Here is a 274-nt window from a genome sequence, read left to right as displayed (position 1 = left end):
CGCCGTCGCCGCGCTTGGCCAGCTCGGCGTAGTTGGCGCCCAGGTCCGCCAGGGGCTTGAAGTTGTGCTTGGCATCGCTGGGGTCCACCAGCACGTTGCCGTTGGCTTCCACCAGCATCAGGTAGCCGCTGTCACCCAGCTTGATGTTGCGCACCAGCTCGGTGAGTTGCTTGAGCGACACGTCCAGGCCGACCACACCGAGAATCGCCCCGCTGGCATCGGCAACCGTGTGCACGGTGCCGATCAGCGTCACATCGTCCGGCGCCCAGTAGTA

At 65.7% G+C, this 274-nt stretch carries 1 protein-coding gene; it reads right to left on the bottom strand.

From position 1 onward, the window contains the following. Positions 1–274, bottom strand: a 274-nt coding sequence (locus ABS784_RS17095; protein WP_352513395.1) for a cache domain-containing protein, incomplete at both ends; no start/stop codon positions are given.

The sequence above is a fragment of the Geobacillus sp. G4 genome (assembly GCF_040327975.1).
Lineage (GTDB): Bacteria > Bacillota > Bacilli > Bacillales > Anoxybacillaceae > Geobacillus > Geobacillus thermoleovorans.
This window is presented reverse-complemented; position numbering and strand designations above follow the sequence as displayed.